The organism is Streptomyces incarnatus, from assembly GCF_001027185.1.
GTDB classification, from domain to species: Bacteria; Actinomycetota; Actinomycetes; order Streptomycetales; family Streptomycetaceae; genus Streptomyces; species Streptomyces puniciscabiei.
Genome location: NZ_CP011497.1, coordinates 6,391,279 through 6,412,416, shown reverse-complemented (window position 1 = coordinate 6,412,416; position 21,138 = coordinate 6,391,279). Strand labels below are relative to the sequence as shown.

At 72.5% G+C, this 21,138-nt stretch carries 24 protein-coding genes and 2 pseudogenes; 6 read left to right on the top strand and 20 right to left on the bottom strand.

The genetic code is table 11. From position 1 onward, the window contains the following. The first annotated feature begins 406 nt into the window (after positions 1–406). Positions 407–814: a hypothetical protein gene (locus tag ABB07_RS28965; RefSeq protein ID WP_208903667.1), complete on the top strand. Its 408-nt coding sequence runs from the start codon at positions 407–409 to the stop codon at positions 812–814. Positions 815–848: 34 nt separating this feature from the next. Here ABB07_RS28965 and ABB07_RS28960 read toward each other — a convergent pair whose 3' ends face one another. From ABB07_RS28960 to ABB07_RS28930, 8 genes and pseudogenes are all read right to left on the bottom strand, one after another. Next, on the bottom strand, positions 849–1,025 hold the full coding sequence (locus ABB07_RS28960) for a hypothetical protein (protein WP_167528510.1): 177 nt from the start codon (positions 1,023–1,025) through the stop codon (positions 849–851). 153 nt (positions 1,026–1,178) lie between these two features. After that, on the bottom strand, positions 1,179–1,835 hold the full coding sequence (locus ABB07_RS28955; RefSeq protein WP_208901468.1) for a DUF899 domain-containing protein: 657 nt from the start codon (positions 1,833–1,835) through the stop codon (positions 1,179–1,181). Between the two features lie 125 nt (positions 1,836–1,960). Next, positions 1,961–3,127 carry a cytochrome P450 family protein gene (locus ABB07_RS28950; RefSeq protein ID WP_208901467.1) on the bottom strand — a complete coding sequence of 389 codons (1,167 nt, stop codon included), beginning with the start codon at positions 3,125–3,127 and terminating at the stop codon, positions 1,961–1,963. A 20-nt stretch (positions 3,128–3,147) separates the two neighbouring features. Next, positions 3,148–3,382, bottom strand: a pseudogene (locus ABB07_RS41055) (amidohydrolase); the annotation flags it as partial. A 115-nt stretch (positions 3,383–3,497) separates the two neighbouring features. Beyond that, positions 3,498–5,273, bottom strand: coding sequence for an FUSC family protein (locus ABB07_RS28945; RefSeq protein WP_244189805.1), 1,776 nt, complete (start codon positions 5,271–5,273; stop codon positions 3,498–3,500). A 397-nt stretch (positions 5,274–5,670) separates the two neighbouring features. Then, positions 5,671–6,438: a nucleotidyltransferase domain-containing protein gene (locus tag ABB07_RS28940; protein ID WP_208901465.1), complete on the bottom strand. Its 768-nt coding sequence runs from the start codon at positions 6,436–6,438 to the stop codon at positions 5,671–5,673. A gap of 176 nt (positions 6,439–6,614) precedes the next feature. After that, positions 6,615–6,797, bottom strand: coding sequence for a DUF397 domain-containing protein (locus tag ABB07_RS28935; RefSeq protein ID WP_208901464.1), 183 nt, complete (start codon positions 6,795–6,797; stop codon positions 6,615–6,617). Then, a complete protein-coding gene (locus tag ABB07_RS28930; protein WP_208903666.1) occupies positions 6,794–7,579 on the bottom strand; it encodes a helix-turn-helix domain-containing protein in 786 nt (261 codons plus the stop codon). The genes ABB07_RS28935 and ABB07_RS28930 overlap by 4 nt, the downstream gene beginning before the upstream one ends. A gap of 187 nt (positions 7,580–7,766) precedes the next feature. On the opposite strand from ABB07_RS28930, the gene ABB07_RS28925 reads away from it, so the two are divergent. Beyond that, positions 7,767–8,213 (top strand): ATP-binding protein, encoded by a 447-nt coding sequence (locus tag ABB07_RS28925; protein ID WP_244189551.1) that lies wholly within the window; start codon positions 7,767–7,769, stop codon positions 8,211–8,213. A gap of 178 nt (positions 8,214–8,391) precedes the next feature. On the opposite strand, the gene ABB07_RS28920 is transcribed toward ABB07_RS28925, so the two are convergent. The 3 genes from ABB07_RS28920 to ABB07_RS28910 form a co-directional block, all read right to left on the bottom strand. Next, a complete protein-coding gene (locus ABB07_RS28920) occupies positions 8,392–9,261 on the bottom strand; it encodes a DUF5710 domain-containing protein (RefSeq protein WP_208901463.1) in 870 nt (289 codons plus the stop codon). 5 nt (positions 9,262–9,266) lie between these two features. Beyond that, the gene (locus tag ABB07_RS28915) at positions 9,267–11,483 is read right to left on the bottom strand and encodes a DEAD/DEAH box helicase (RefSeq protein ID WP_208901462.1); all 2,217 of its coding nucleotides are present in this window, start codon (positions 11,481–11,483) and stop codon (positions 9,267–9,269) included. Between the two features lie 97 nt (positions 11,484–11,580). Then, positions 11,581–11,781, bottom strand: coding sequence for a hypothetical protein (locus tag ABB07_RS28910; protein WP_208901461.1), 201 nt, complete (start codon positions 11,779–11,781; stop codon positions 11,581–11,583). 227 nt (positions 11,782–12,008) lie between these two features. Between ABB07_RS28910 and ABB07_RS28905 the strand changes: the two genes are divergently transcribed. Further along, positions 12,009–12,425: a RidA family protein gene (locus tag ABB07_RS28905; RefSeq protein ID WP_208901460.1), complete on the top strand. Its 417-nt coding sequence runs from the start codon at positions 12,009–12,011 to the stop codon at positions 12,423–12,425. Beyond that, on the top strand, positions 12,422–12,877 hold the full coding sequence (locus tag ABB07_RS28900) for a GNAT family N-acetyltransferase (RefSeq protein WP_208901459.1): 456 nt from the start codon (positions 12,422–12,424) through the stop codon (positions 12,875–12,877). Before ABB07_RS28905 ends, ABB07_RS28900 begins: the two co-directional genes overlap by 4 nt. Positions 12,878–13,097: 220 nt before the next feature. Here ABB07_RS28900 and ABB07_RS28895 read toward each other — a convergent pair whose 3' ends face one another. The 3 genes and pseudogenes from ABB07_RS28895 to ABB07_RS28885 all read right to left on the bottom strand — a co-directional run bounded on the left by ABB07_RS28895 (position 13,098) and on the right by ABB07_RS28885 (position 14,698). Then, the gene (locus tag ABB07_RS28895; protein ID WP_208901458.1) at positions 13,098–13,262 is read right to left on the bottom strand and encodes a hypothetical protein; all 165 of its coding nucleotides are present in this window, start codon (positions 13,260–13,262) and stop codon (positions 13,098–13,100) included. Between the two features lie 37 nt (positions 13,263–13,299). After that, positions 13,300–13,956 (bottom strand): annotated as a pseudogene (locus ABB07_RS28890) (aspartate/glutamate racemase family protein); the annotation flags it as partial. A 46-nt stretch (positions 13,957–14,002) separates the two neighbouring features. Further along, positions 14,003–14,698: a uracil-DNA glycosylase gene (locus ABB07_RS28885; RefSeq protein WP_208901457.1), complete on the bottom strand. Its 696-nt coding sequence runs from the start codon at positions 14,696–14,698 to the stop codon at positions 14,003–14,005. 299 nt (positions 14,699–14,997) lie between these two features. On the opposite strand from ABB07_RS28885, the gene ABB07_RS42070 reads away from it, so the two are divergent. Further along, positions 14,998–15,906, top strand: coding sequence for an RNA-binding S4 domain-containing protein (locus ABB07_RS42070; protein ID WP_208901456.1), 909 nt, complete (start codon positions 14,998–15,000; stop codon positions 15,904–15,906). 107 nt (positions 15,907–16,013) lie between these two features. Here ABB07_RS42070 and ABB07_RS28875 read toward each other — a convergent pair whose 3' ends face one another. From ABB07_RS28875 to ABB07_RS28865, 3 genes are all read right to left on the bottom strand, one after another. Continuing rightward, a complete protein-coding gene (locus tag ABB07_RS28875) occupies positions 16,014–16,466 on the bottom strand; it encodes a DoxX family protein (RefSeq protein WP_208901455.1) in 453 nt (150 codons plus the stop codon). A gap of 104 nt (positions 16,467–16,570) precedes the next feature. Further along, positions 16,571–17,266: a class I SAM-dependent methyltransferase gene (locus ABB07_RS28870; RefSeq protein ID WP_244189550.1), complete on the bottom strand. Its 696-nt coding sequence runs from the start codon at positions 17,264–17,266 to the stop codon at positions 16,571–16,573. 174 nt (positions 17,267–17,440) lie between these two features. Then, a complete protein-coding gene (locus ABB07_RS28865) occupies positions 17,441–18,382 on the bottom strand; it encodes an acyltransferase domain-containing protein (protein ID WP_208901454.1) in 942 nt (313 codons plus the stop codon). 119 nt (positions 18,383–18,501) lie between these two features. On the opposite strand from ABB07_RS28865, the gene ABB07_RS28860 reads away from it, so the two are divergent. Next, positions 18,502–18,798 carry a DUF6343 family protein gene (locus ABB07_RS28860; protein ID WP_208901453.1) on the top strand — a complete coding sequence of 99 codons (297 nt, stop codon included), beginning with the start codon at positions 18,502–18,504 and terminating at the stop codon, positions 18,796–18,798. Positions 18,799–18,931: 133 nt separating this feature from the next. Here the strand turns inward: ABB07_RS28860 and ABB07_RS28855 are convergent, their stop codons facing one another. The 3 genes from ABB07_RS28855 to ABB07_RS28845 all read right to left on the bottom strand — a co-directional run bounded on the left by ABB07_RS28855 (position 18,932) and on the right by ABB07_RS28845 (position 20,979). Then, complete coding sequence (locus ABB07_RS28855; RefSeq protein WP_208901452.1) at positions 18,932–19,312, bottom strand: tetratricopeptide repeat protein; 381 nt, start codon at positions 19,310–19,312, stop codon at positions 18,932–18,934. Positions 19,313–19,383: 71 nt separating this feature from the next. Next, entirely contained in the window at positions 19,384–19,995 is a 612-nt protein-coding gene (coaE, locus tag ABB07_RS28850) for a dephospho-CoA kinase (protein WP_208901451.1), read from the bottom strand. 45 nt (positions 19,996–20,040) lie between these two features. Beyond that, positions 20,041–20,979: a PAC2 family protein gene (locus ABB07_RS28845; protein WP_208901450.1), complete on the bottom strand. Its 939-nt coding sequence runs from the start codon at positions 20,977–20,979 to the stop codon at positions 20,041–20,043. Positions 20,980–21,138 lie beyond the last annotated feature (159 nt).

The window sequence follows — 21,138 nt, the reverse complement described above, 5'->3', positions numbered from 1 at the left end:
CACCCGAGCATCAGCCCCGCCACCCGAGACCGGATCCACATCAGCCCCACCACGAAGGGCCGGACCCGCATCAGCCCCACCACGAAGGGCCGGATCCACACCAGCCCCACCACGAGGGGCCGGACCCGCACCAGCACCGTCACACGGCACCGGATCCGCACCGGCACCGAACCCTCGACCGGCCCCCGCACCAGCCGGCGCACCGGACCCCCGAGCAGCGACGCGCCGGGGAGCGTCCGTGACCTCACGGCACGGCTCCGGCGGCCGCAGCCCCGCAGGCCACGGCTCCGAGGGGTATGACTCCGCCGCCCCCGGCACCGGCAGGTACGACTCCGGCCACCACGGCGCCGGCGGGTACGACCACGAACCACAGCGGAACCCCATCCCGCCCGGCGCCGCCGGCGCCATCGGCCGGGGTCCCGAGGGGGCCCTCGGTCTGGACACCCTGGTGCGGCTGCAGCGGCGCAGGTCCGTGCCGGACGCGCCGCGTCGGCTCGCCGTGCCGGACGGCATGACCGCTCCGCTCGGCTGCGACGCCGTGGCCGTGCCCGACCGCCTCGGCCCGCTAGTCGTACCCCGGCTTCCTCGGCTGGGCTGTGTCTACACCGACGGCGCCCGCTGGTGGTGGATCGTTCCGTCGGACTCCGACTACGCCCTCCCCTGGCCGTCCCCGGCCCACTACGCCCCCGGCGCCCTGGTGACCGGCACCGCCCGGCTCATCCACCGCCCGGAGGGCACGGTGCCGTACACCCCGCCGATCCCGCTGTACCTGGCGCTGTGCCGGGTGACCGGGACGACGCCGGACTGGCTCTGACACCTGCCGAGGAACCGCCGGTGGGGGCGCGAGGTCACTCGGTGTTGTCGCCGCCGCGCACGATCACCAGGAACGTGTCCGTGGCGAGGTCCATGACGACCTCCGCCGGCAGGCCTTCCTGACGCCGCGCGTGCGCGAACTCCTCCGCGGGCCAGGATCCGCGCGGACCACCGGCGGGAAAGCGCTCGAGCACCGTTCGCCCGTTCACCATCTCGCACCTCCAGAAAGCGTCGTACTTGTAGGAGTTAACGCCCTGGGGGAGTCAAACGCCTCGCTCGGTGACGGGACTGAGACATTACCTACACTCGTTCGGCGCGGAGCGTGAGAAACCGTTCACTTTGTGACACGCTCCGCACCTTGCGTGTCAGTAGTCGTACGCGTCGTGAAGGCGCAGCCGGTCACTGCCGGCGGGGTTGCGGCCGAACGGGGTCAGGTCGAGCAGACCGGCGAGCGTGCCGAGTCCGTCCAGCCCGTCGTCGTACGCCGAATAGGTGTGGAAGACCCGGTCGTGGTCGCGCAGGAAGCAACTGACGCCGGGCCGCTCGACCGGGCCCCGGTCCGTCTCCACCGTGGCGTCGAAGTCGAGGTTGAAGTCGCCCTGGGACGACGCGCACGACGAGGAGTACCAGGGCACCGTCCAGCCCATGCGCGCCTTGAACGGCAGGATCCGGGTGAACGGCGCGCGGGAGACGGCCGCGAAGGAGGTGTTCCGGGCCCGCAGGTGGGCGAGGGGGCCGACCTGGTCCAGGAAGGCCGCGCAGCACGGGCAGCCGGTCTCCCACTCGGGGGCGAACATGAAGTGATGGACGATCAGCTGGGCCCGGTCCTCGAAGAGGTCCAGGAGGGTGGCCTTGCCGTCGCCGCCCTCGAAGACGTACTCCGCCTCGACCTCGACCATGGGCAGCCGGCGCCGCTCCTCCCCGAGCGCCTCGCGGGCCCGTCCGACCGCCTCCTCCTTGCGCAGCAGTTCCTCGCGCGCGGCGCGCCACCGCTCGCGCGAGACGATCTCCGGAAGCGACATGAGCCCTCCTGTCCGACGGTCCGTCCGGGGTGGTGACCGTCGCCGGGCGCGGAACTCATCGCCGGGCGCGAAGATTTTTTGTCACTCATTCAGGCTCATTCAGGCTCATTCAGGCGAGCAGGGAGTCAGTACGTCACCGGCAGCGCCATCAGCCCCCGCGCCCGCATCGACGGCCGCCACCGCAACTCCCCGGGGCCCAGGGCGAGATCGGGGAACCGTTCGAGCAGGGCGGCGAGGGCGATCTCCGTCTCGGCGCGGGCCAGCGGGGCGCCCAGGCAGTAGTGGATGCCGTGGCCGAGGGCGAGATGGCCGGAGGGGTCGCGGGAGAGGTCGAGGCGGTCGGGGTCGGGGAACCGGGCGGGGTCACGGTTGGCGGCGGCCAGGGAGACCCAGACCGTCTCCCCGGCGGGGACGGTGACACCGGAGATCGTCACCTCCTCCACCGCGAAACGCCGGATACCGAACAGGGCCGGGCCCTCGTAACGGGTCAGCTCCTCCACCGCCGCCGGGAGTCGCGCCGGGTCCTTGCGCAGGGCGGCGAGCTGGTCCGGGTGCCGCAGCAGGGCGAGCACGGAGTTGCCGATGAGCTGGACCGTGTTCTCGTACCCGGCGAAGAGGATGAGGAACGCCAGCGACATCAGCTCGTCCTCGCTGAGCCGGTCGCCCTCGTCGCGTACGGCGATCAGGTCGGAGAGGAGGTCGTCGGCGGGCTGCTCGCGCTTGGCGGCGAGGAGGCGCGTGAAGAAGCCGAGCATCGCCGCCACCGCTTCCCGGCCGGCCTCGGGACGCGCGGGGTCGGGGGCGACCAGGGTGTCGGTCCAGACCCGGAAGTCCAGCCGGTGTTCGTCCGGCACGCCGAGCAGGTCGCAGATGACGGTGATGGGCAGCGGGGCGGCGTACGAGGCGATGAGGTCGGTGCTGCCGTGCGTGCCGAGGGCGTCCAGGAGCCGGTCGGCGGTACGGCGCACGGGCTCGCGGAGCTGCTGGATCCGGCGCGGTGTGAAGGCGCGGCCGACCAGGCGCCGGATCCGGGTGTGGTCCGGCGGGTCCATGTTGAGGAGGTTGGCGTCGAGGGCGGGCGGCAGCGAGAAGCCCTTGCAGGTGCCGGGGGTGGCGTGCCGCTTGTCGAGCGAGAGACGGGGGTCGGCGAGCGCGGCCCGGACGTCCTCGTACCGGGTGACCAGCCAGGCGGGGGTGCCGTCGGGCCCGGTGATGCGCTGCACGGGCGCGGTGTCGCGCAGCCGCCGGTAGATGTCGTAGGGCTGCGTGATGAGGCCGTCCGCGAGATCCATGACGGTCAGGTTACGCGGCCTCAGGTGCCGTACTCCTGGACGCGCCGCCCGTGTCCGCGGTCGGTCAGCACGGGCGGCCGTGCCGTCAACTCCCCTACGGACGACGGCACATCGACCGTGAGGAGACACCGGTCACGCATCAGGACCCGGCCGTCCACGACGGCCGTGCGGACGGCCCCAGGAGCGCGCGCTGTGCACGAGGGTGGCGGCGAGGTCGTGGACGGGCCGGGTGTGCGGGCCGGTGAGGTCGACGACGCGGCTCCGTCCGTGGCGCGGCCGACGGGGACGCCGGCCGCGCGCGGGGAGAGGTGGGACTCGACCGGCCGGACGACGTCGTTGAACCCTGGCGGGCATGGGCCCCACCGTACGGCTACGCGGCGGCGGGCAGGGGCACCTCGACCCCCTGGAGCCTCAACTCGTCGAGCGCGGCGCGCAGTTGGCGGACGTGCCGGGGCGTGAGGCGGCCCGTCTCGTCGAGGTGGACGGCGCAGGCCGTGGTCGTGTCGACAAGTCGCTCCAGGACGACCGCGACGGTGTCCGTGCCCGCGGTGTGCCGGGCGAGGGCGGGCAGTTCGGCGGCGGCCAGGGCGATGGCGGTCCGGGCCTCGGCGAGGGTGCGGTAGGCCTCCCGGCGCAGCGCCCACCGCTCGGCGCGGTCGCCGGACTCGCCGAGGACGTGCACGAGATAGGCGTGCGCGGCGCTCCCGGCCGTGGCGAGCCGCGCCCGGACCCCGCCGCCGCGCTCCCCCGGCATCGGCAGGTGCCCGACGACCAGCACGAGCGCGCAGGCCAGCAGGGTCTCGCCGATCCGGCTGACGGAGGCCTGCGGCTCGCCGCCGGCCATGACCAGGGCGAGGACGAGGACAGTGACGACGGCGGTCAGCGCGGCGAAGTGCCGGGTGGCGACCGGCACGAGCGCCCCGCAGACCGCGACCAGCGCGATCAGCCCGGCGGGCCTCGGCAGCAGCGCGGCGAGCCCGGCGAACACCAGGGCACCCAGCACGGTCCCGGCGGCCCGGCACAGCACGCGGGAGGCGAGCGGCCCGAGGTCGGGCTTGACGAGGAAGACGGCGGTGGCGGGCAGCCAGTACCAGTGCTGGTGCTGGCCGTACCAGCGGGTGTGGTGCAGGGCCTGGGCGATGGCGGCGCTGGCTCCGAAGCACAGGGCGACCCGCAGCCCGTATTCGCGGCCGCCGGTGCCGAGCGCGGCGCGGACGGCGTGCCGTACGTCCCGGCGCCTGGCGGGTGGCCGCTGGTGTGCGTCCCCGGCCCGGTCGAAGGCCTCGGCGGCGCGCAGCAGGGCGTCGTCGAGGGCGCGCAGGGCGGGAGCGGACCGGTGGGGGGAGGGCAGCGGGCCGGTGCCGGTGTTGCCGCGGACGGCGGCGGCGAGCCGCCGGGGCCCTTCGGCGGCCCGCACGGAGACGGGCTCCCCCGCCCAGAACAGGGCGGTGGCGGCCTCGGCGAGCGGGAGGGCGGCCACGTACTGCGCGTGCAGCCGGCGCTCGGCGGCGGAGCCGGCCCGCCGCCGCAACCGGGGTCCGGCGAGGGCGTCCTGGGCATGGTCGAGGGCGGCGGTGAGCGCGGCCCGCCGGGCGGTGGCCCGCTCGCCGCCCACGGCGTCGAGGAGCGCGGCGATGGCGTCGTACACCTCGGCGACCGCGGCCCGCTCCCCGTCGAACCGGAAGTCGAACCGGGAGTGCCCGGCGAGCGAACCGGGCGTGGGCAGGGCGAGCCGCAGCAGGAGCAGCCAGCCGGCCCCGGCGAGGAAGGCGAGCGCCCGCTGCCAGCCGCTCGCGGCCGCCGGCATCCCGGCGCCGATCGCGGCGCCGACGAGCAGGTGCGTTCCGGCGGCGGAGGCGACGGGCCCGACCGCGCTGATGCCGCCTGCGAGCAGCCCGAGCAGGGTGAGCACCAGGGTCAGCGGTACGGCGGCCAGCCCCTGCCCCGCGTACGTCCCCGCGAGCAGCCCGAGCGCCCCGGCCAGCGCGGGCACCCCGAGCCGCCGCACGGAGGCCCGCCGGCTGCCGGGCCGGTCGTTGATGCCGGCGAGCATCGCGGCGATGGCGGCGAGGACGCCGGGGGCGGTGTGTCCCGTGCCGACCCCGGCGAGCAGCAGCGGCCCGGCGGCGAGGGCGCCCCGGGTCATCGCGCTCCAGGGGACGGGTCCGCGCTGGGCGCGCAGGGCGTGGGCGAGCCAGAGGGGTGCGGCGGGCCGGGACACGGGCCTCCTGTCGTTCGCGGGCGGGATGTGCCTTGCCTTCGGACGACGGTGGCCGGGCGGGCTGTGCTTCCACGGTAGGGGGCGCTCCGGGTACGGACCGGGCGATCACGTTTCGGACGTGTGAAAGGTGCCCGGACGGCCGGTTTCTTTATGAACGCAATGCGCCCGCTGCTCTGTGCACGCGATGCGCCCGCTGCTCTGTGCACGCGAATCGCCGGCCCCTCTGTGAACGCGATGCACCGGCCCTCTACGCGCGCGATGAGCCGGCCCCTCTACGCGCGCAATGCACCGGCCCCTCTGTGCACGCGATGAGCCGGCCCCTCTACGAGCGCGATGCGCCGGCGACAATCTCCTCGGCCTCGGTCACGGCGGCGACGAGGGTCTCCGGTGCGGCCCGCAGCTCGGCGACCACCGCGTCGATCCCCCGCAGCCCGGCCCGCTCCAGCAGGCGCTTCTCGTTCGTGACCCACTCACCGCGTGCGGCGAGCACGCCGTGCGCGGCCTGGGCGGCGGCCGTCGCGATGGCGCCGGCGGTCTCCGTGAGGCGGCCGTGGGGGGCGTGGTTGGCCTTGGCGTAGGCGAGGGTGGCGCGGGCGGTGCCGTGCCAGCGCTCGGCGGCGGTGTCGCGCAACCGGGCCGGGTAGCCCGCCGGGCGGGGCAGGGTGCCGCGGAGCACCCGGTTGACGGCGAGTTCGGCCACGACCAGATAGGTGGGGATGCCGGCGAGATGGAAGAGCAGCGGCTCCACCCGGAACCGTCCCTCCGCCGCCTCCGCCAGCTCGTGCTCGACCACGTCGAGGTCCCGGTAGTGCACATCGACCCGACGCCCGTCGACCGTCAGCCAGGCGCCGCCGTTGAAGACCCCGCCGCCCCAGCCACCGATCTCGGAGACCTCGCCCTCCCAGCCGAGGGCGCGCAGGTCGTCGGGGTCGAAGGGGCCGCGGTAGTAGACGGCCAGGTCCCAGTCGCTGTCGTCCCGGTGGGTGCCCTGGGCGCGGGAACCGCCGAGGGCGACGGCCCGGACGGTGGGGAGGGCGGCGAGGCGGTCGGCCACGGCGTCGAGGAAGAGCGGGTCGGGAGAGTGAGGCATGCGCTCAGCCTGCCGCGGCCACCTCGTGGTCCGCACCCGGGATGTGTTTCCTGCACTGTCCGTCAGGTCTGGCGGGCCATGATTCCCTTCCACACCTATCGCAGCCTTCGTGCCGCCCTCTTCCCTCCCGGGCCTGCCCTCGACACGTGGCGTACGCGCCGAGGGCTCCCTCATGGTCAGACCGCCGCGAACTCCACGAACGCGCTCCACGCGGCGGGCTCCACGGTCAGCGCAGGTCGGCTCGTGTCCTTGGAGTCACGGACGTGCACCGCGTCCGAGGTGGCGGCGACCTCGACACACTCACCGCCGGAGCCGGTGCTGTAGCTGCTCTTGATCCAGGTCAGCGATTCGACGTTCATACCTCTCCCAGCAACTTCTCAACGAGGGCCAGCGACTCGCGCGGAGTGAGAGCCTGGGCCCGGAGGATGCCGTACTGCTCCTCGATCTCGCGCACCGACCTCCGCTCCGTGTAGAGGCGGCTGTCCTTGTACGCCTCCACGTACGCGATCCTCTGTCCTTCCTGCGTCTCGATCAAGCTGAAGGGGCCATCCAAACCAGCGTGCTCCTCCCGCTCGATCGGCATCACCTGGATTTCGACGTTACGCCGCTGCCCGTACAGAAGGAGTTGCTCCAACTGGCCCCGCATCACTGCCCATCCACCCAGAGGGCGCCGCAGCACGAACTCCTCGATGACGAAGCTGATGGTGGGCAACGGCGTGCGGGAGAAGATCTCCTGACGCGCCGGGCGAGCCGCGACCCGCTGACCGATGGTCTCCTCATCCAGCAAGGGCCGCCACATGGTGAAGACCGCCCGCGCGTAATCCTCCGTCTGCAACAGACCCGGCACAGCCTTCGTGGCGTACACGTGGAGGGCCGCCGCCTTCGTCTCCAACCTGGCCGCATCCCGAAAGAACGCCGGATACTGAGCCCGAGCCACCTCCTCCTTCCCCGCGCTCAACACCCCACCCGCACCCAGCACTTCATCCGCCTGGTCAATAAACTTGGGCGGCGGAATCCGTCTCCCCTGCTCGAACGAAGCAATCGTCGACGCGGAGTACCCCACCATCGACCCGAACGTCGCCCGATCCAGCCCCGCCCGCTCCCGGAACAGCTTCAGTTGCCGGCCGAACACCGCCAGCATCCCCGTGCCGACCTCGAACTCACCCTCCGTCGCCCGCACTTCCTCGCTCACGCAGGCAGCACCTCCCCTACCGCACCCACCAGTCACGCCCCGCCTTGCCTACAGGCTCTACACCGACACGTACAGCCCGGACGCGTCAGCGCTTCACCTCTGTAAACGTTACTCACAGTGCATCACCGTTGACCGCATGAAGTCGGAAACTCATGAGTTCGCCATGCGGTTCACCTCCACCCCGCGCGGCGCCCGCCTCGCCCGCCGTCTCGTCTCGCACCGGCTGGACGAGTGGGGCCACCCGTACACCGGCCCGCTCAACGAGACGCTCACCCTGATCACCGCCGAGCTCACCGCGAACGCCGTACGCCACGGCCACGTACCCGGACGCGACTTCCACGTACGGCTCACCCTGGCCGGCGACACCTGCCGTATTGAGGTGACCGACACCAGAGGCGAACGGCTTCCCTGTCTCACCCAACCGCAGGCAGACGCCGGTACCGAGTCCGGCCGGGGCCTGCTCCTCGTGGACGCGCTGGCCGACAAGTGGGGCGTGGCCCCTCGTCCGCCCGCCCCGGGGAAGACGGTGTGGGCGGAGATCCTCACGCCGCCGACGACGTACCGCCTCTTGACCGGCACCTGAGGCATCGTCAAGGCAAATGCGGGCCAAGAGAGTTGGTGAAGGCGACCACCACCCGCCAACTGGGACCCGACTTTCACATCGTCCGCCGACGCGCAGAGCGCTCGGCAGCGTCAGCGGAGCCGCCAGGCATGACTGGGCCGATCCGCCGGACAAGCGCCAACGGAGCGCGTCCGGCACGTCAGGGAAGCCAGCGGCGCGCCTGCTCGCGTGTGACACGGGCGGCATCGACGTACCAGAGCTTGTTCGGCTTGTCCCACCTGGCACCGAGCAATTTCTTGGCCTCGTCCTTCTCAGCGAACGGGACGTCGAGGTAGAGACGTCCGTTGACCACGGCCCCCGGGCTGATGCCGCTCGCCGACGGGGTGGCGGCATCGGCCATGCCCTGTGAGACGCCGGAGACTCCGCCCGGCGTGGCGCCTCGGCCCCCCGACGCGCGCGGGTTCCAGGCAGGCCTGTCCTTGCGGGCCCGTTCGATGACACGGCTGACGCGCTCGCAGGACGTGGGGTCCGTGAACCGCATCATCAGGTCGGTGGGTCCGGTGTTCGCGAGCAGGTTGAGCGATCCGTGCCACAGAACGGTGCCGTCGAGGATGAGCACCTTCTCGTGCATGCGCTCGCGGAAGTCCACCTCACAGCCTGCCGCCCGGAGTTCATCGATGCGCTGCTGATGGCGCTCGGCCGCGGCATCGTCGCGCTGTTCCTCGGCGGCGCGGGTGTAGACCACCACTCGGACTCCGTCGTCCACTCGCCGCCCGAGCAGCGCGGACCACTTTCGGACCGGGTTCGGGTCGAGGAAGGGGCAGTAGATCTCGATGCTGGTCGTCGCCCGCTCGATGTCCCACTCCACAGCCTTGTGGACCTCATCCGCGGGGAAGAAGGCCGGCCGTTGCAGTTCCTCCTCGGTGAGGGCGGAGAGCTGGGCGGCGTCCCGGATGGGGACGAGCTGATCGGCCGACATCACCTGGGCGTGACTCTCCAGGTGGTCGAGCATGAGCCGGGCCTCGCTGTGCGGTGCCAGATGGCGGCGCAGATGGGCGAGGTCGGCCACGACGATCAGGTGGTCCTGGGCGCGGCTGAGGCGACGTTCAGGAGCCGGCAGGTATGGGAGGAGAGCCCGGACCCCCTGTAGAAGAACCCGGGGTCCTTGCCGGCGCCGACAGCGGTGTCGAAGATGACGATCGGGCGCTGGCTTCCCTGGAACCGGTGAATCGTGTCGACGAGGCCTTCGTACTCCTCCCCGAAGCGGTACTTGAGACTGCCCTGCAATGCCTTGACCTGCGCACGGTAGGGGGCGATGACGGCGAGCCGGTCCGTCGCACGCTCACCCTGCGAGAGCTCCACGCTGTCCCACTTGCGGCCGGGGAGGACGTCCTCGTACTGAAGTCCCCGTACGAGTTCGTGGACCACGGCCTCGTTCACCGTGTTGGCCTTGTTGTCGGGTCCCGCGATCCGCTGTTTCGAGGTGTCGACGAGGATGACCGGGGAATCGACCAGCGAATTGAAGGGAATGCGACTTCGGTCGTCTCGGCCTGTCGTCAGCGGAGCGTCCGGGTAGGCGACGACGTTCACCACGTCGCAGATCGGCTCACGCATGCGGTACTGGGTGTCCAGAGACACGAGCCGGGGATCCTGTCGCACCGCCCCGGACTCGGCGACCAGACCCGCCGCATGGAAGGCGTCCCGGGACGCCCACTGCCGGGAGTGCGCACGTTCCTCCTCCGTGGCCTTCCGGTCGCCCTCGCCCTTCGTGACGGCGGGAAGCTGCCGGAAGTCCCCTGCGACGACCACCCGTTTCCCGGCGAGGCCCGCGACCAGCCATGCCGAGGGCAGATCCACCATGCCCGCCTCGTCGATCACGACGACGTCCACACGGTCCAGCAGTTTCCGCGATTGCACGGCTTTCGCGACGGTGGCCCCCATGACCCGGCACCTGGCGCGCACCGTGTCCTGGATCTTCTTGCGCTGCTGGTCCAGCTCGTCGAGCAGCTTCTGCGTGGCATCCGCCTGCTGTGCGAGCACGGTCCGGGCAGGGACTCCGGCAAGCCGTGCCCTGGCGCCGGCCAGGCGCCCGCTCAACTCGTCGATCTGCTGGGCGGCCTGACTCGCTCGGCGGCCGGCGTCGACGTTCAGCTGACGGGCGCCCCGGATCGCAGCGTCGGCCTGTAGGAGTTCGTTCCCCAGGTCGGCCAGCTGGCCCTCTTTGCGCTTGGCGAAGAGGCCGCCGGGTGTTCCCAGTCGGCTGATCTTCAAGCGCAGCTGTGCGGCGTGCGCCTCCGCCCGCAGCGCGTCCTGCTCGGCGGCCGCCCTCCGTGTCCTGGCATCGATGTGAGCCGCACGAGCGGTCGCAAGCTGTTCCACCAAAGAGGTCACATCGTCGTGAAGAGCGACGAGAGCCCGTATGTCCTTGAGGGTTTGCGTCGCACCAGTGAGGGCCTCGTCCAGCTGAGCCGAGACCCGGGCAGTGATCTGCGCGGCGTCTACGTACTCGCCGTACCGCTCACGCAGAGAGGGAACCTCGATGTCACCAGCCCGCTGCACCAGTCCCTCGGCAAACCCCTCCTGGGCCGAGAGGAGGTCGCAGATGCGCTCAAGCGCCTGGTCCACCGCCACCTTTGTCGGGGCGAGGAAGAGCACGTTGTGCCCCTGTCGGAAGCTTCCCTCGACGATATACCCCACTACATCCGTCTTGCCCGTTCCCGGTGGCCCCCACAGGAAGAGGATCTGACTCGCCAGCGCCTGCTCGATGGCCAGCCTTTGGCGTGAATTCAACCTCAGCGCCTGCCAGTTCGCGACCCAGCGGCTCGGATCGGAGTCACGCGCAGTCTGCGGATTTCCCTGACCGACTATCCATCCGGCGCTTTCCGTGCGTATCGGGCTGTCGGCTTCTCCTGCCGACTCGAGACGCTCGGCGAGGACAACCAGTCCTGCAGAGTCGTCCTTTCTGATCTGGGCGTTGCGCACCGACTGGCCGAGACTCTCCGCGACGACGAGCCGCACGGTCCCATCAGGCATCCGGAACGCTTCCGCCGCCGACCAGGGACCGCGGGAATGCGACGCCCGGACGAGCACCGGGGCGCCGTCCAGCGACTCGTACCACTTCTTGCAGACGAAGAGGTACTCGAAACGTTCAGCACCGGACGACACGAGGCGGCCACCGGAAAGTGACACCTTCTGCGCGTCGCTGGCGTCACTGCGGCGCTCCGCCAGAATCTCCGAACGCACGGCGGCCAGCAGTTCGGTCACCGGATAGGGCTTCTTGACCTGCGCCATAAGCGATTCCCCCGAGTCCTCTCCGCACGCTTTCCGTGATCGTTTCACCAACCGGCCGGCCGACTCTATGTGCGGCCCGCCGAAGAGCAAGCCTCTTTCAGTCATGCGCACTGTGGAAAGGCTCCGCGCCGTCGCTGTCGTACACACGAGGGCATGCACCGGACGTGAGGAGTCGGTTGCGCAGGGCCGGCAGCCGGCTCGACTCGGGCTCGTCGGGTGCGGTGTCCCGCAGGACGCGGATGCCCATGCCGCGTTCACTCAGGAAGGCCAGGACCGGTACGTACAACGGCTCGACCATCGCGGCTTTCTCCGCCCCGCTGCATCGCGCATCGCCCCTAGTGACAGGGTGATTGGGAATTCTTCGTAACGTAAGAGAGCGCTCCCGCGACGCGCTCGCCGTCTTCTGGCACGGCGAACCGAGCCGTTTCCTCGAACCGCTGCTGCGTGCCGGGAAAACCGGGTGCGTCCGCGCGGCCGGGCGCGGATGATCGGGAGGTTGTCCCAGCCTCTCCCCCAGGAGCCGCCGTGATCCGCCGAGTGACTGTGCCCGGCCTCTTCCCGCCGCCCACCTATGCGCACGCCTCGGTGGTGGAAGCGGGCACCAGACTCGCCTTTCTCGCCGGCGCCGTGCCGCTCGACGAGAAGGGGGAGATCGTGGGCCCGGGGGATCCGGTGCGCCAGGCCGAGCAGGTGATCGCCAATCTGCGGGAGCAACTCGGCGCCGTCGGGAGCGACTTGGCGCATGTCGTCGCGACGGACGTGTACGTGGTGAGCGGCGAGCCCTCGGTGCTGTCCGCGGTGTGGGAGGTCGTGGAGGCCTCCGGGCTGAGCGCGGGTCCGCACTCGTCCACGCTGCTCGGGGTCGCCTGCCTCGGTTACACCGGGCAGCTGGTGGAGATCACGGCCACGGCCGTGGTGCCGGAGCGGGAGGAGCACCGGTGACCGACGGGGTCGTGCTGCGCCGGGCCGTGGCGGCGGACGCGCGTGCCGCCGCGGAGGTGTATCTGCGGTCCTTCGACGCCGCCCTGCCCAGCGTCGTCCGGCCGCACACCGACGACGAGGTGCGGGAGTACATCCGGGATGTCGTGGTGCCGCTGCGGGAGACCTGGGTGGCGGAGGCCGACGGTCACGGGATCGTCGGACTGATGGTGCTGGACGGGGAGTTGCTGTCCCAGCTGTACCTGGACCCGGAGTGGCGTGGGCGCGGTGTCGGTGACCGGTTCGTCGCACTGGCCAAGGAGCGCAGCCCGGGCGGGCTGACCCTGTGGACCTTCCAGGTCAACAAGCCCGCCCACCGCTTCTACGAGCGGCACGGCTTCACCGCGGTCGAGTTCACCGACGGCAGCGGGAACGAGGAACGGGAGCCGGACGTACGGTACGTCTGGCGTCCGTGAGCCCTGCCGTTCCGGGCCCACTGCGGCGGTCGGGGTCACACCCCGCCGTGGCGCTCGCGGCCACGTGCCCCGCCGTCGCGGTCGGGGGCATCCCCGCCGCCACGGCCGGTCGGGATCACGCCCCGCCGTGGTGGTCGCGGTCACGCCCCACCGTGGCGGTCGCGGCCACGTGCCCCACCGTCGCGGTCGGGGGCATGCCCGCCGCGGCGGTCGGTCGGGATCACGCCCCCGCCGTGGCGGTCGCGGCCACGCGCCCCACCATCGCGGTCGGGGACATGCCCGCCGCCGTGGCGGTCGGGATCACGCGCCTCACCATCGCGGTCCGGGTCATGCGCCCCACCGAGGCGGTCCGGGTCACGCGCCCCACCAGCGCGGTCAGGGTCACGCGCCTCACCGGCGCGGTCGGGGGCATGCCCGCCGGATCACCGCGCCGGCCGCCGCCCCCATCTCCTCTCCTTGGGCAGCGGCTGCTGGTGGCTGCCCGCTCGGCTGGTGGTCAGGTCCAGGGTGACCAGGGACTCGGCGAGTTTGACCGCCGCCGCGACGCCGTCGACCACGGGCAGCCCCAGCTTCTCCCCCACCGCCCGCTGCAGCCCCGTCATCCCGGCGCAGCCCAGGACCAGGACCTCGGCGCCCGCGTCCCGGGCCCGCTCGGCCGCCGTCAGGAACGCGGCCTCGGGGCGGCCGGGATCGCCGGCGAGGTCGAGGACGCCGAGACCGGTGCCGACGACGGCGGCGCAGTTCCGGGCCACGCCCGCCGTCTCCAGGCTGTCCTCGATCTGCCCGCAGGAGCGGTCGAGGGTGGTGACGACGCCGTAGCGGCGGCCGAGCAGGCAGGCGAGGTGGGCGGCTGCCTCGGTGATGTCCACGACCGGGACGTCCACCAACTCCCGTACGCCCTCCGGGCCGTGCTCGCCGAAGCCGGCCAGGACGACGGCGTCGTAGGCGGGCCCGTCGTACGTCCGCAGGGTGTCGAGCACGGCGGCGGCCGAGAGGTAGCTGTCCAGCCAGCCCTCGGCCGACGCCGGGCCCCAGGCGGGGGTCAGGCCCGTCACCGTGGTGCCGGGGCCGCGGCGTGCCGCTGACGGGCGCGGGCCGGCCGAGGCCGGTGTCGGGGCGGGCCGGTCACCGCAGTCCGGCCGTCCTCGCCGCCGCGCGCAGTACCTCGCGGAGCATCTCGGTGGTGAGCCGGCCGGTGAAGGTGTTGCGCTGGCTGACGTGGAAGCAGCCGAACAGGTCGAGGCCGTCGAGCGCGACCCGGGTGCCATGGGCGAAGGCCGGGCGGGGCCGGGGCACGGTCCAGCCCGCCTCGCTGAACGCGGGCAGCGCGGCCTGCCAGCCGAAGGCGCCCAGCACGACCGCGGCCCTCAGCGTCGGGCGCAGCAGCCTCAGCTCCTGGACCAGCCAGGGGCGGCAGGTGTCCCGCTCGCCCGGGGTCGGCTTGTTGGCGGGCGGGGCGCAGTGCACCGGCGCGGTCACACGGACGCCGTAGAGCTCCAGCCCGTCGTCGGCGCTGACGGACGTGGGCTGGGAGGCGAGGCCCTCGTCGTACAGCGCCTGGTAGAGCACGTCTCCGGAGCGGTCTCCGGTGAACATCCGGCCGGTGCGGTTGCCGCCGTGCGCGGCCGGGGCCAGCCCGATGATCACCAGCCGTGCGTCGGCGGGGCCGAAGCCGGGCACCGGCCGCCCCCAGTACGTCCAGTCGGCGAACGCGGCCCGCTTCGTGCGGGCCACCTCCTCGCGCCACTCCACCAGCCGAGGACAGGCCCGGCAGTCCGCGACCCGCCGATCGAGCCGGGCAAGGGCGCTGCTGTCGTCCATACGGCCACCGTATGCCCCGACGGGCCCGACCAGCACGGGTGCGATGGAGACGGCGGGAGCCGCTGCGGGAGGGGTGGGCCGAGGTCAGGGCCGTCGAAGCCGTCGAGGCCGTACGGCGTGGTGTCCGTCTCGGCGGTGAGCGCACGAGGACAGGGCACCGCCGTGCTGTGGCACATTCAGGGTGCGCCAGGCTGGGTGCGGCCTCCCGTGATCCGCACGGGTGCCTGGGCACCGCCGGCCTCCACCACCCCGGGAAAATCGCCTCCGGCTCACCCGGCCCGGGGAGTTAAGGTCGGGGCATGGCTTCCGAGGATGCGGACGAGAACGTGAACCGTGGGACCGCCGGACCGGATGGGCCCGACCCCGCCCAGGACGCGCCGGACGCGCAGGGCACCCACGGCTCCGGTGTCGCTGCCTCCGCCGAGCAGCCCCTCGATCCGAAGATCGCCGCCGCGGTGGCCGCCGCCGAGGACGCGGGGCCGGGCAAGGGCGAGACGGTCCGGATCGACAGCTGGATCTGGGCCGTGCGTCTGATCAAGACGCGTTCCCTGGGCGCCACCGCCTGCCGGGGCGGCCACGTCCATGTGAACGGCGAGCGGGTGAAGCCCGCCTACTCCGTGCGCGTCGGCGACGAGGTCCGCCTGCGGCACGAGGGCCGGGAGCGGATCGTGATCGTCAAGCGCTTGATCCGCAAGCGGGTCGGCGCGCCTGTGGCCGCCCAGTGCTACATCGACAACTCCCCTCCGCCGCCACCCCGCGAGGCCGTCGCACCCGCGGGCCTTCGCGACCGCGGTACCGGCCGCCCCACCAAGCGCGACCGCCGCGAAATGGAACGCCTCCGCGGCCTCGCGGGCCCGGGCCTCCCGGGCGGCTTCGGGGCCCTCGGCGCCGCCGCAGGCTCCCCCGGCTTCGCCGGACTCGGCGGGCCCACCGGCCTCGGCGGCTCCGGTGGATCCGGGGGCCGAGGCGGGTCCGGGGGCCGAGGCGGGTCCGAGGGCGGGGGCGGGTCCGAGGGCGGGGGCCGCTCCGAAGGCCGGAGTCGGTCCGGGGGCCGAGGCGGGTTCGGATCGGGCGGCCCCGGTGGATCCGGTGAACGTGGTGGATCCGGTGGGCGCGGCGGATCCGGTGGGCGCGGTGCATCCGGCGCGTCCGGCAGGCGCGGCGCGTCCGGGTCGGGCGGCAGTGGAGGGCGCGCCCGGGGACGGTGACCCGGAGCCGCCACTTCCCGCCCGCACACGACTTCCCGCACGCACCCGCCGGCGCCGTCGGCCGGGCCCCCGCGCCCGGCCGGCCGCGTCGGCGCCGCGCTCCCGCGTCACCGCCGCCGCACCAGCCGCAGCAGCTCCCCGTTGTGCTCGCGCCGGACCCAGGCGATCAGGGCGAGCGGCACGATCAGGATCAGCGGGGTCGCCGCGTTCTGACCGTCGAAGGCCGTGAGCTGGACGATGAACGCGCCCACCATCAGCGCGCTGAGCGCGATCGCCGCCAGGGACTGCAACACGGGGACCAACAGCGCGACCGCTCCGGCGAGTTCGAGCGCACCGATGGTGTACATGGCCCCGCTGCCCCAGCCGATCCTGTCGAAGGCCTCGACGGCCGAGGGGTGCGCGATGAGCTTGGGCAGCGCGCTCGCTACGCCGTAGAACAGCGCGAGCAGCACCTGCACGGTCCGCAGCGCGACCCGGGCCGCACGCCTGCGGCCACTGAGGGAGCCGGCGGAGGAGGCGGAGGCGGTGCGGGCGGTGGGAGCGGCGGTCGTCTCGGACATGAGGATCTCCTGGGGAAGCGGTGCCGATTGCTTTCACCGTGGTAGACCCCGCGCCGTCCGGAAACTCATCGCTCTCCCGGCCGCGCCGCGCGACCGAGTGCCCGCTATCCCTTCCGCACCGCACGCACCCATGTCCGGTCCGGTGTCAGATACGCGTCCACCTCCAGCCCCGCTTCCTCCAGTGCCGACTCGAACTGCTCCTTGGTCAGCGGCCGGGCCAGGAACGTCTGGGTCCAGCGCGCGTCCGGGAAGTCGTACTCGACATGGACCGAGTTCGCTCCGTTGCCGACCGGCTCCGCGGAGACGATCCGCACGGTGAAGCCGCTCGAATCGACCCGCTCCCTGGGCACGTTCGTGTGGTAGTCCTCGCCCTCCCGCTGGATGAGCACGCAGCCGTGCTCATCCACATGCCGGGCGCAGGTGCGCAGCAGGCCCCGGCGCACCTCCTCGTCACCGGCGTGCACGAGGAACGACGCGAGCATCACCACGTCGAACTTCTCGCCGCCCAGGTCGAGTTGCTCGATGGGCCCGCATATCGTGCGTGCCCCGCGGATCCGGCTCAGCATCTCGGCGGACTCGTCCACCGCCGTGACCGTGAAGCCTCGTTCGAGCAGGGGGTGGGTCATCCGGCCCACCCCGCTGCCCAGCTCCAGGATGTGCGCCCCGGCCGGTACCGCCGCGGCGATGATGTCCGGCTCGTCGCCGACCGGCAGCCGCTCGTACAGTTCGACCGCGCAGCCGTCCGGGGTGATCGCGCCGGGTCCCGTGCCCTCGTATCCCTCACGCATTTCGACCGTCATGCCCGAACAACGGCCCGCCCTCGCACGGTCGTTCCCCTCCGACCATGGTTCACCCGTTCGAGTGAGCCCGCGCTGCCCGGCTCAGCCCTCACCGTCCGGCTCAGGCCACACCGTCCGGCGCAGGCCACACCGTCCGGCGCAGGCCACACCGTCCGGCTCGGCCCGCACCGTCCCTCAGTCCTCACCGTCGACCGTCCGCTGTTGGCCATCGGGCCAGAACGGGAACCAGCCGTGTCCGATGTACCAGTGGCCGCCCGCACGCAGGTGGTCCCCCACCGCCCGCTCCACGGACGTGCGGCGCGGCAGGTCCGCGATCGCAAGGCCGGGGTCGCCGAAGACGAACTGGACGGGTTCGGTGTCGGACGGCTCGGTGTCCTCGCGGGCGGTGCGGAACCGGTCCTGGAAGCGGATGATGTTGGAGTCGGCCGGCAGGTATCGCTTCAACTGCGGGTCGAGCAGCCAGGAGTGGCACAGCGCGGCCACCGGCCGCTCCTCCGGGAAGTGCCGGGGGAAGAACTCACGGGCCCGGGCCAGCGAGCGGTCGCAGGCGGACGGGGTCAGCGGGCCGAGGAAGTCGGGGATGTGCAGGTTCAGGCAGGGGGTGCCGGGCGCCACGTCCAGTCCGGCCGCAGCGATCACCGCGGACGTGCGCTGTCCGTGCCGCGCCCGCTCGAACTGCAGCCGCCCCAACTGGTACAGCTCGCCGCGGAAGTGCCGGACGAGCCAGCGCCGGGCGTTCACCCCGGTCGTTCCGTGCCGTCGGCGGTGCACGGCCATCTGACGGCCCAGGTCGGCCAGGGTGCGCCGGGAGACCTCGGCCGGTATGCCGCGTTCCCGGTGCCGGGCGAGGGTGTGCGGGGCCGCGGCGACGAAGACGTACGCGGCGAAGGTGCCGGTCACATCGGCCGGCGCCGCGTCGAGGAGTTCGGTGAGCTCGGGTGTGCGGCCGGTCTCCTCCGGATCGCGGAACAGCTCCTCGACGCACTCCCGCAGGAGTCTCAGCACCCCCGGGTCACCGGTCACCCGGCGGGACCCGGCCACCAGGCCGTTGATGTCCTCGTGCGGCACGGCCAGGTCGAGGAGCAGTTCGGGCAGGTCGTCGGCGTCCGGCAGCAAGAGATCCCCCTTCGATGAGCAGCGGATGAGCGGCGGGCGAGCGGCGGGCGAGCGACGGACGGGCGCCGTTGATGAGCGTCGTCCGCGGAGAGTACGTTGCAGGCAGGAGTGGTGGTCCGATGCGTACGGGCAGTGAACCGGTGACCGCGCGCAGTGCTCTGCGGGCGCGGTTCTGGCTGTGCGTGTGGGGGCTGGTCTGGGCGGTCTTCGGCACCGTGGCGTTCGCGCTCGTCGGGCGCCCCGGCTGGGCGGCGGCCTGCGGGGCGCTGTGGCTGGTGGTCACCGCCGACATGATCATGGTTCTCAGGCACATCCGCCAGGGTCCGCACTATCAGCCGGGCCGTGACGTGCCGCCGTACCGCCCGCCGGAGGAGGGACCGCCGTCCCCGGGGCCGCCGAGGCACCGGCATCCATGACCAACGCCCGGCAGCCATGACCGACGCCCGGCGCCCGTGCCACCGCACCCGTACGCCGGTGCCACCGCACCCGTACGCCCGTGCCACCGCACCCGCACTCCGATGTCCGCAAGGCCCGGCGCACGCGTGCCGCTCAGTCGTCGAAGCGTGCCGCTTTCACGTACTGCGGGTTCGGGTCCAGCGCTGCGGCGAGACGGAAATGGCGTTTGGCCTGGTCGGGGCGGCCCTGGCGCTCATAGGTCCGGGCCAGCGCGAAGTGCGCGAACGCGTTGTCCGGCTCGCGCTCCAGCACGATCGTGAACTCCAGCTCGGCGGGCCGCAGTTGGGCCGCGGCGAAGAACGCACGCGCGCGGAGCAGCCGGGCGGCGGTGTTCTCCGGGTGCGCGGCGATGACTGGGTCGAGCAGCTTCACCGCACCCCGCGGGTCCCGTGAGTTGAGCAGATGCTCGGCGGCACGGAAGTCGATGACATGCGTCTCCGGAGTACGTCCGGTGGAACCGCTGGTCTCGGGCACGGCAGAATCCTTCCCTCACTCCGTCCGTTCAACGCGCGAGGAGGGGGCCGCTATTCCTGTCTCTGCCTGCGCTACCGCGCGGTGCCCTCATGCGCCCGCCGTACGAGGTCCTCCCACACCTCGGTGACACGCTTGTGCAGCGCGTCCAGCGGTACGTCGTTGTCGATCACGATGTCCGCGATCTGTCTGCGCTGCTCGCGGGTCGCCTGTGCGGCCATACGCGCGCGCGCGTCCTCCTCGGTCATGCCGCGCAGCCGGACCAGCCGCTCGAGCTGGGTCTCGGGGGTCGCGTCCACGACGACCACGACGTCGTACAGCGGCGCCAGGCCGTTCTCGGTGAGGAGGGGCACGTCGTGGACCACGACGGCGTCGGCGGCCGCGGCCTCCTCCAGCTCGCGGGAACGGGCGCCCACCAGGGGGTGCACGATCGAGTTGAGGACGGCGAGCTTCTCGGGGTCGGCGAAGACGATCGCGCCGAGTCCGGGCCGGTCCAGGCTGCCGTCAGCGGCGAGGACGTCCTCGCCGAAGGCCTCGACCACGGCCGCGAGGCCGGGGGTGCCCGGCGCCACGACCTCGCGCGCGATGCGGTCGGCGTCGATCAGCACCGCTCCGTGTTCCACGAGCAGCCGTGACACCTCGCTCTTGCCGGCACCGATTCCACCGGTCAGGCCCACTTTCAGCATGAGCGTCAGCTTAGGCCCTGGCACTGACAGCGGGGCCGGCGCAGGTCAGTTCTCGCCTTCCCGCTCCGCCAGGAACCGCTCGAACTCGCGCCCGATCTCGTCCGCCGAGGGGATCTCCACCGGCTCGGCCAGCATGTTGCCCCGGGTCTCGGCGCCCGCGGCCGCGTCGTACTGGTGCTCCAGGCCCTGGACGAGCGCGGTGAGTTCCTCGTCGCCCTCCTGGATCTGCCGGTCGATCTCCGTCTGGGTGCGGTACGCGTCCGTGCGCAACGAGTGCGCGACGCCCGGAAGCACCAGACCGGTGGCGGCCGTGATGGCCTCCAGAACGGTCAGGGCGGCGTCCGGGTACGCCGAACGGGCGATGTAGTGCGGGACGTGCGCGGCGACGCCCAGGACGTCGTGCCCGGCCTCCATCAGGCGGTACTCCACGAGCGACTCCGCGCTGCCGGGCACCTGGGCCTCCTCGAAGGGGCTGCGGTGGCCCGGGACGAGGTCGGTGCGGTTGCCGTGCGGGGTGAGACCCACCGGGCGGGTGTGCGGGACGCCCATGGGGATGCCGTGGAAGTTCACGGAGAGGCGGACGCCGAGCCGCTCCACGATCTGGCGCACGGCGGCCGCGAACCGCTCCCATTCCACGTCCGGCTCGGGCCCGGAGAGCAGCAGGAAGGGAGCACCGGTGGTGTCCTGGACGAGGCGGACCTCGATGGCCGGCACCTCGTAGTCGGTCCAGCGGTCCCGCTTGAAGGTCAGCAGGGGGCGCCGGGCCCGGTAGTCCACCAGCCGGTCGTGGTCGAAACGGGCGACGAGCTGGTGGGGCAGCGAGTCGAGCAGCCGGTCGACGATCTGGTCCCCGGTCTCGCCCGCGTCGATGTATCCGTCGAAGTGGTAGAGCATGACAAGACCGGCCGACTCCTGGGCGAGCGCCATGTCGACCACGGCGAGGCCCTTCGGCTCCCATGCGTACAAACCCTGCGGATCAAGCACTGTGACCGCTCCTCCTCGTGTCCGACATCGTCAACACGCCCTGGAGGGTGGGCATTCCCGCGACACGCCGTTGATCAGGGATCTCACGGACGACAGTACAAGGGCAACTCCTCGGCCACGGACGCGGTGATCCCCTGGGGGCGCGGGGAACCGCGCGAC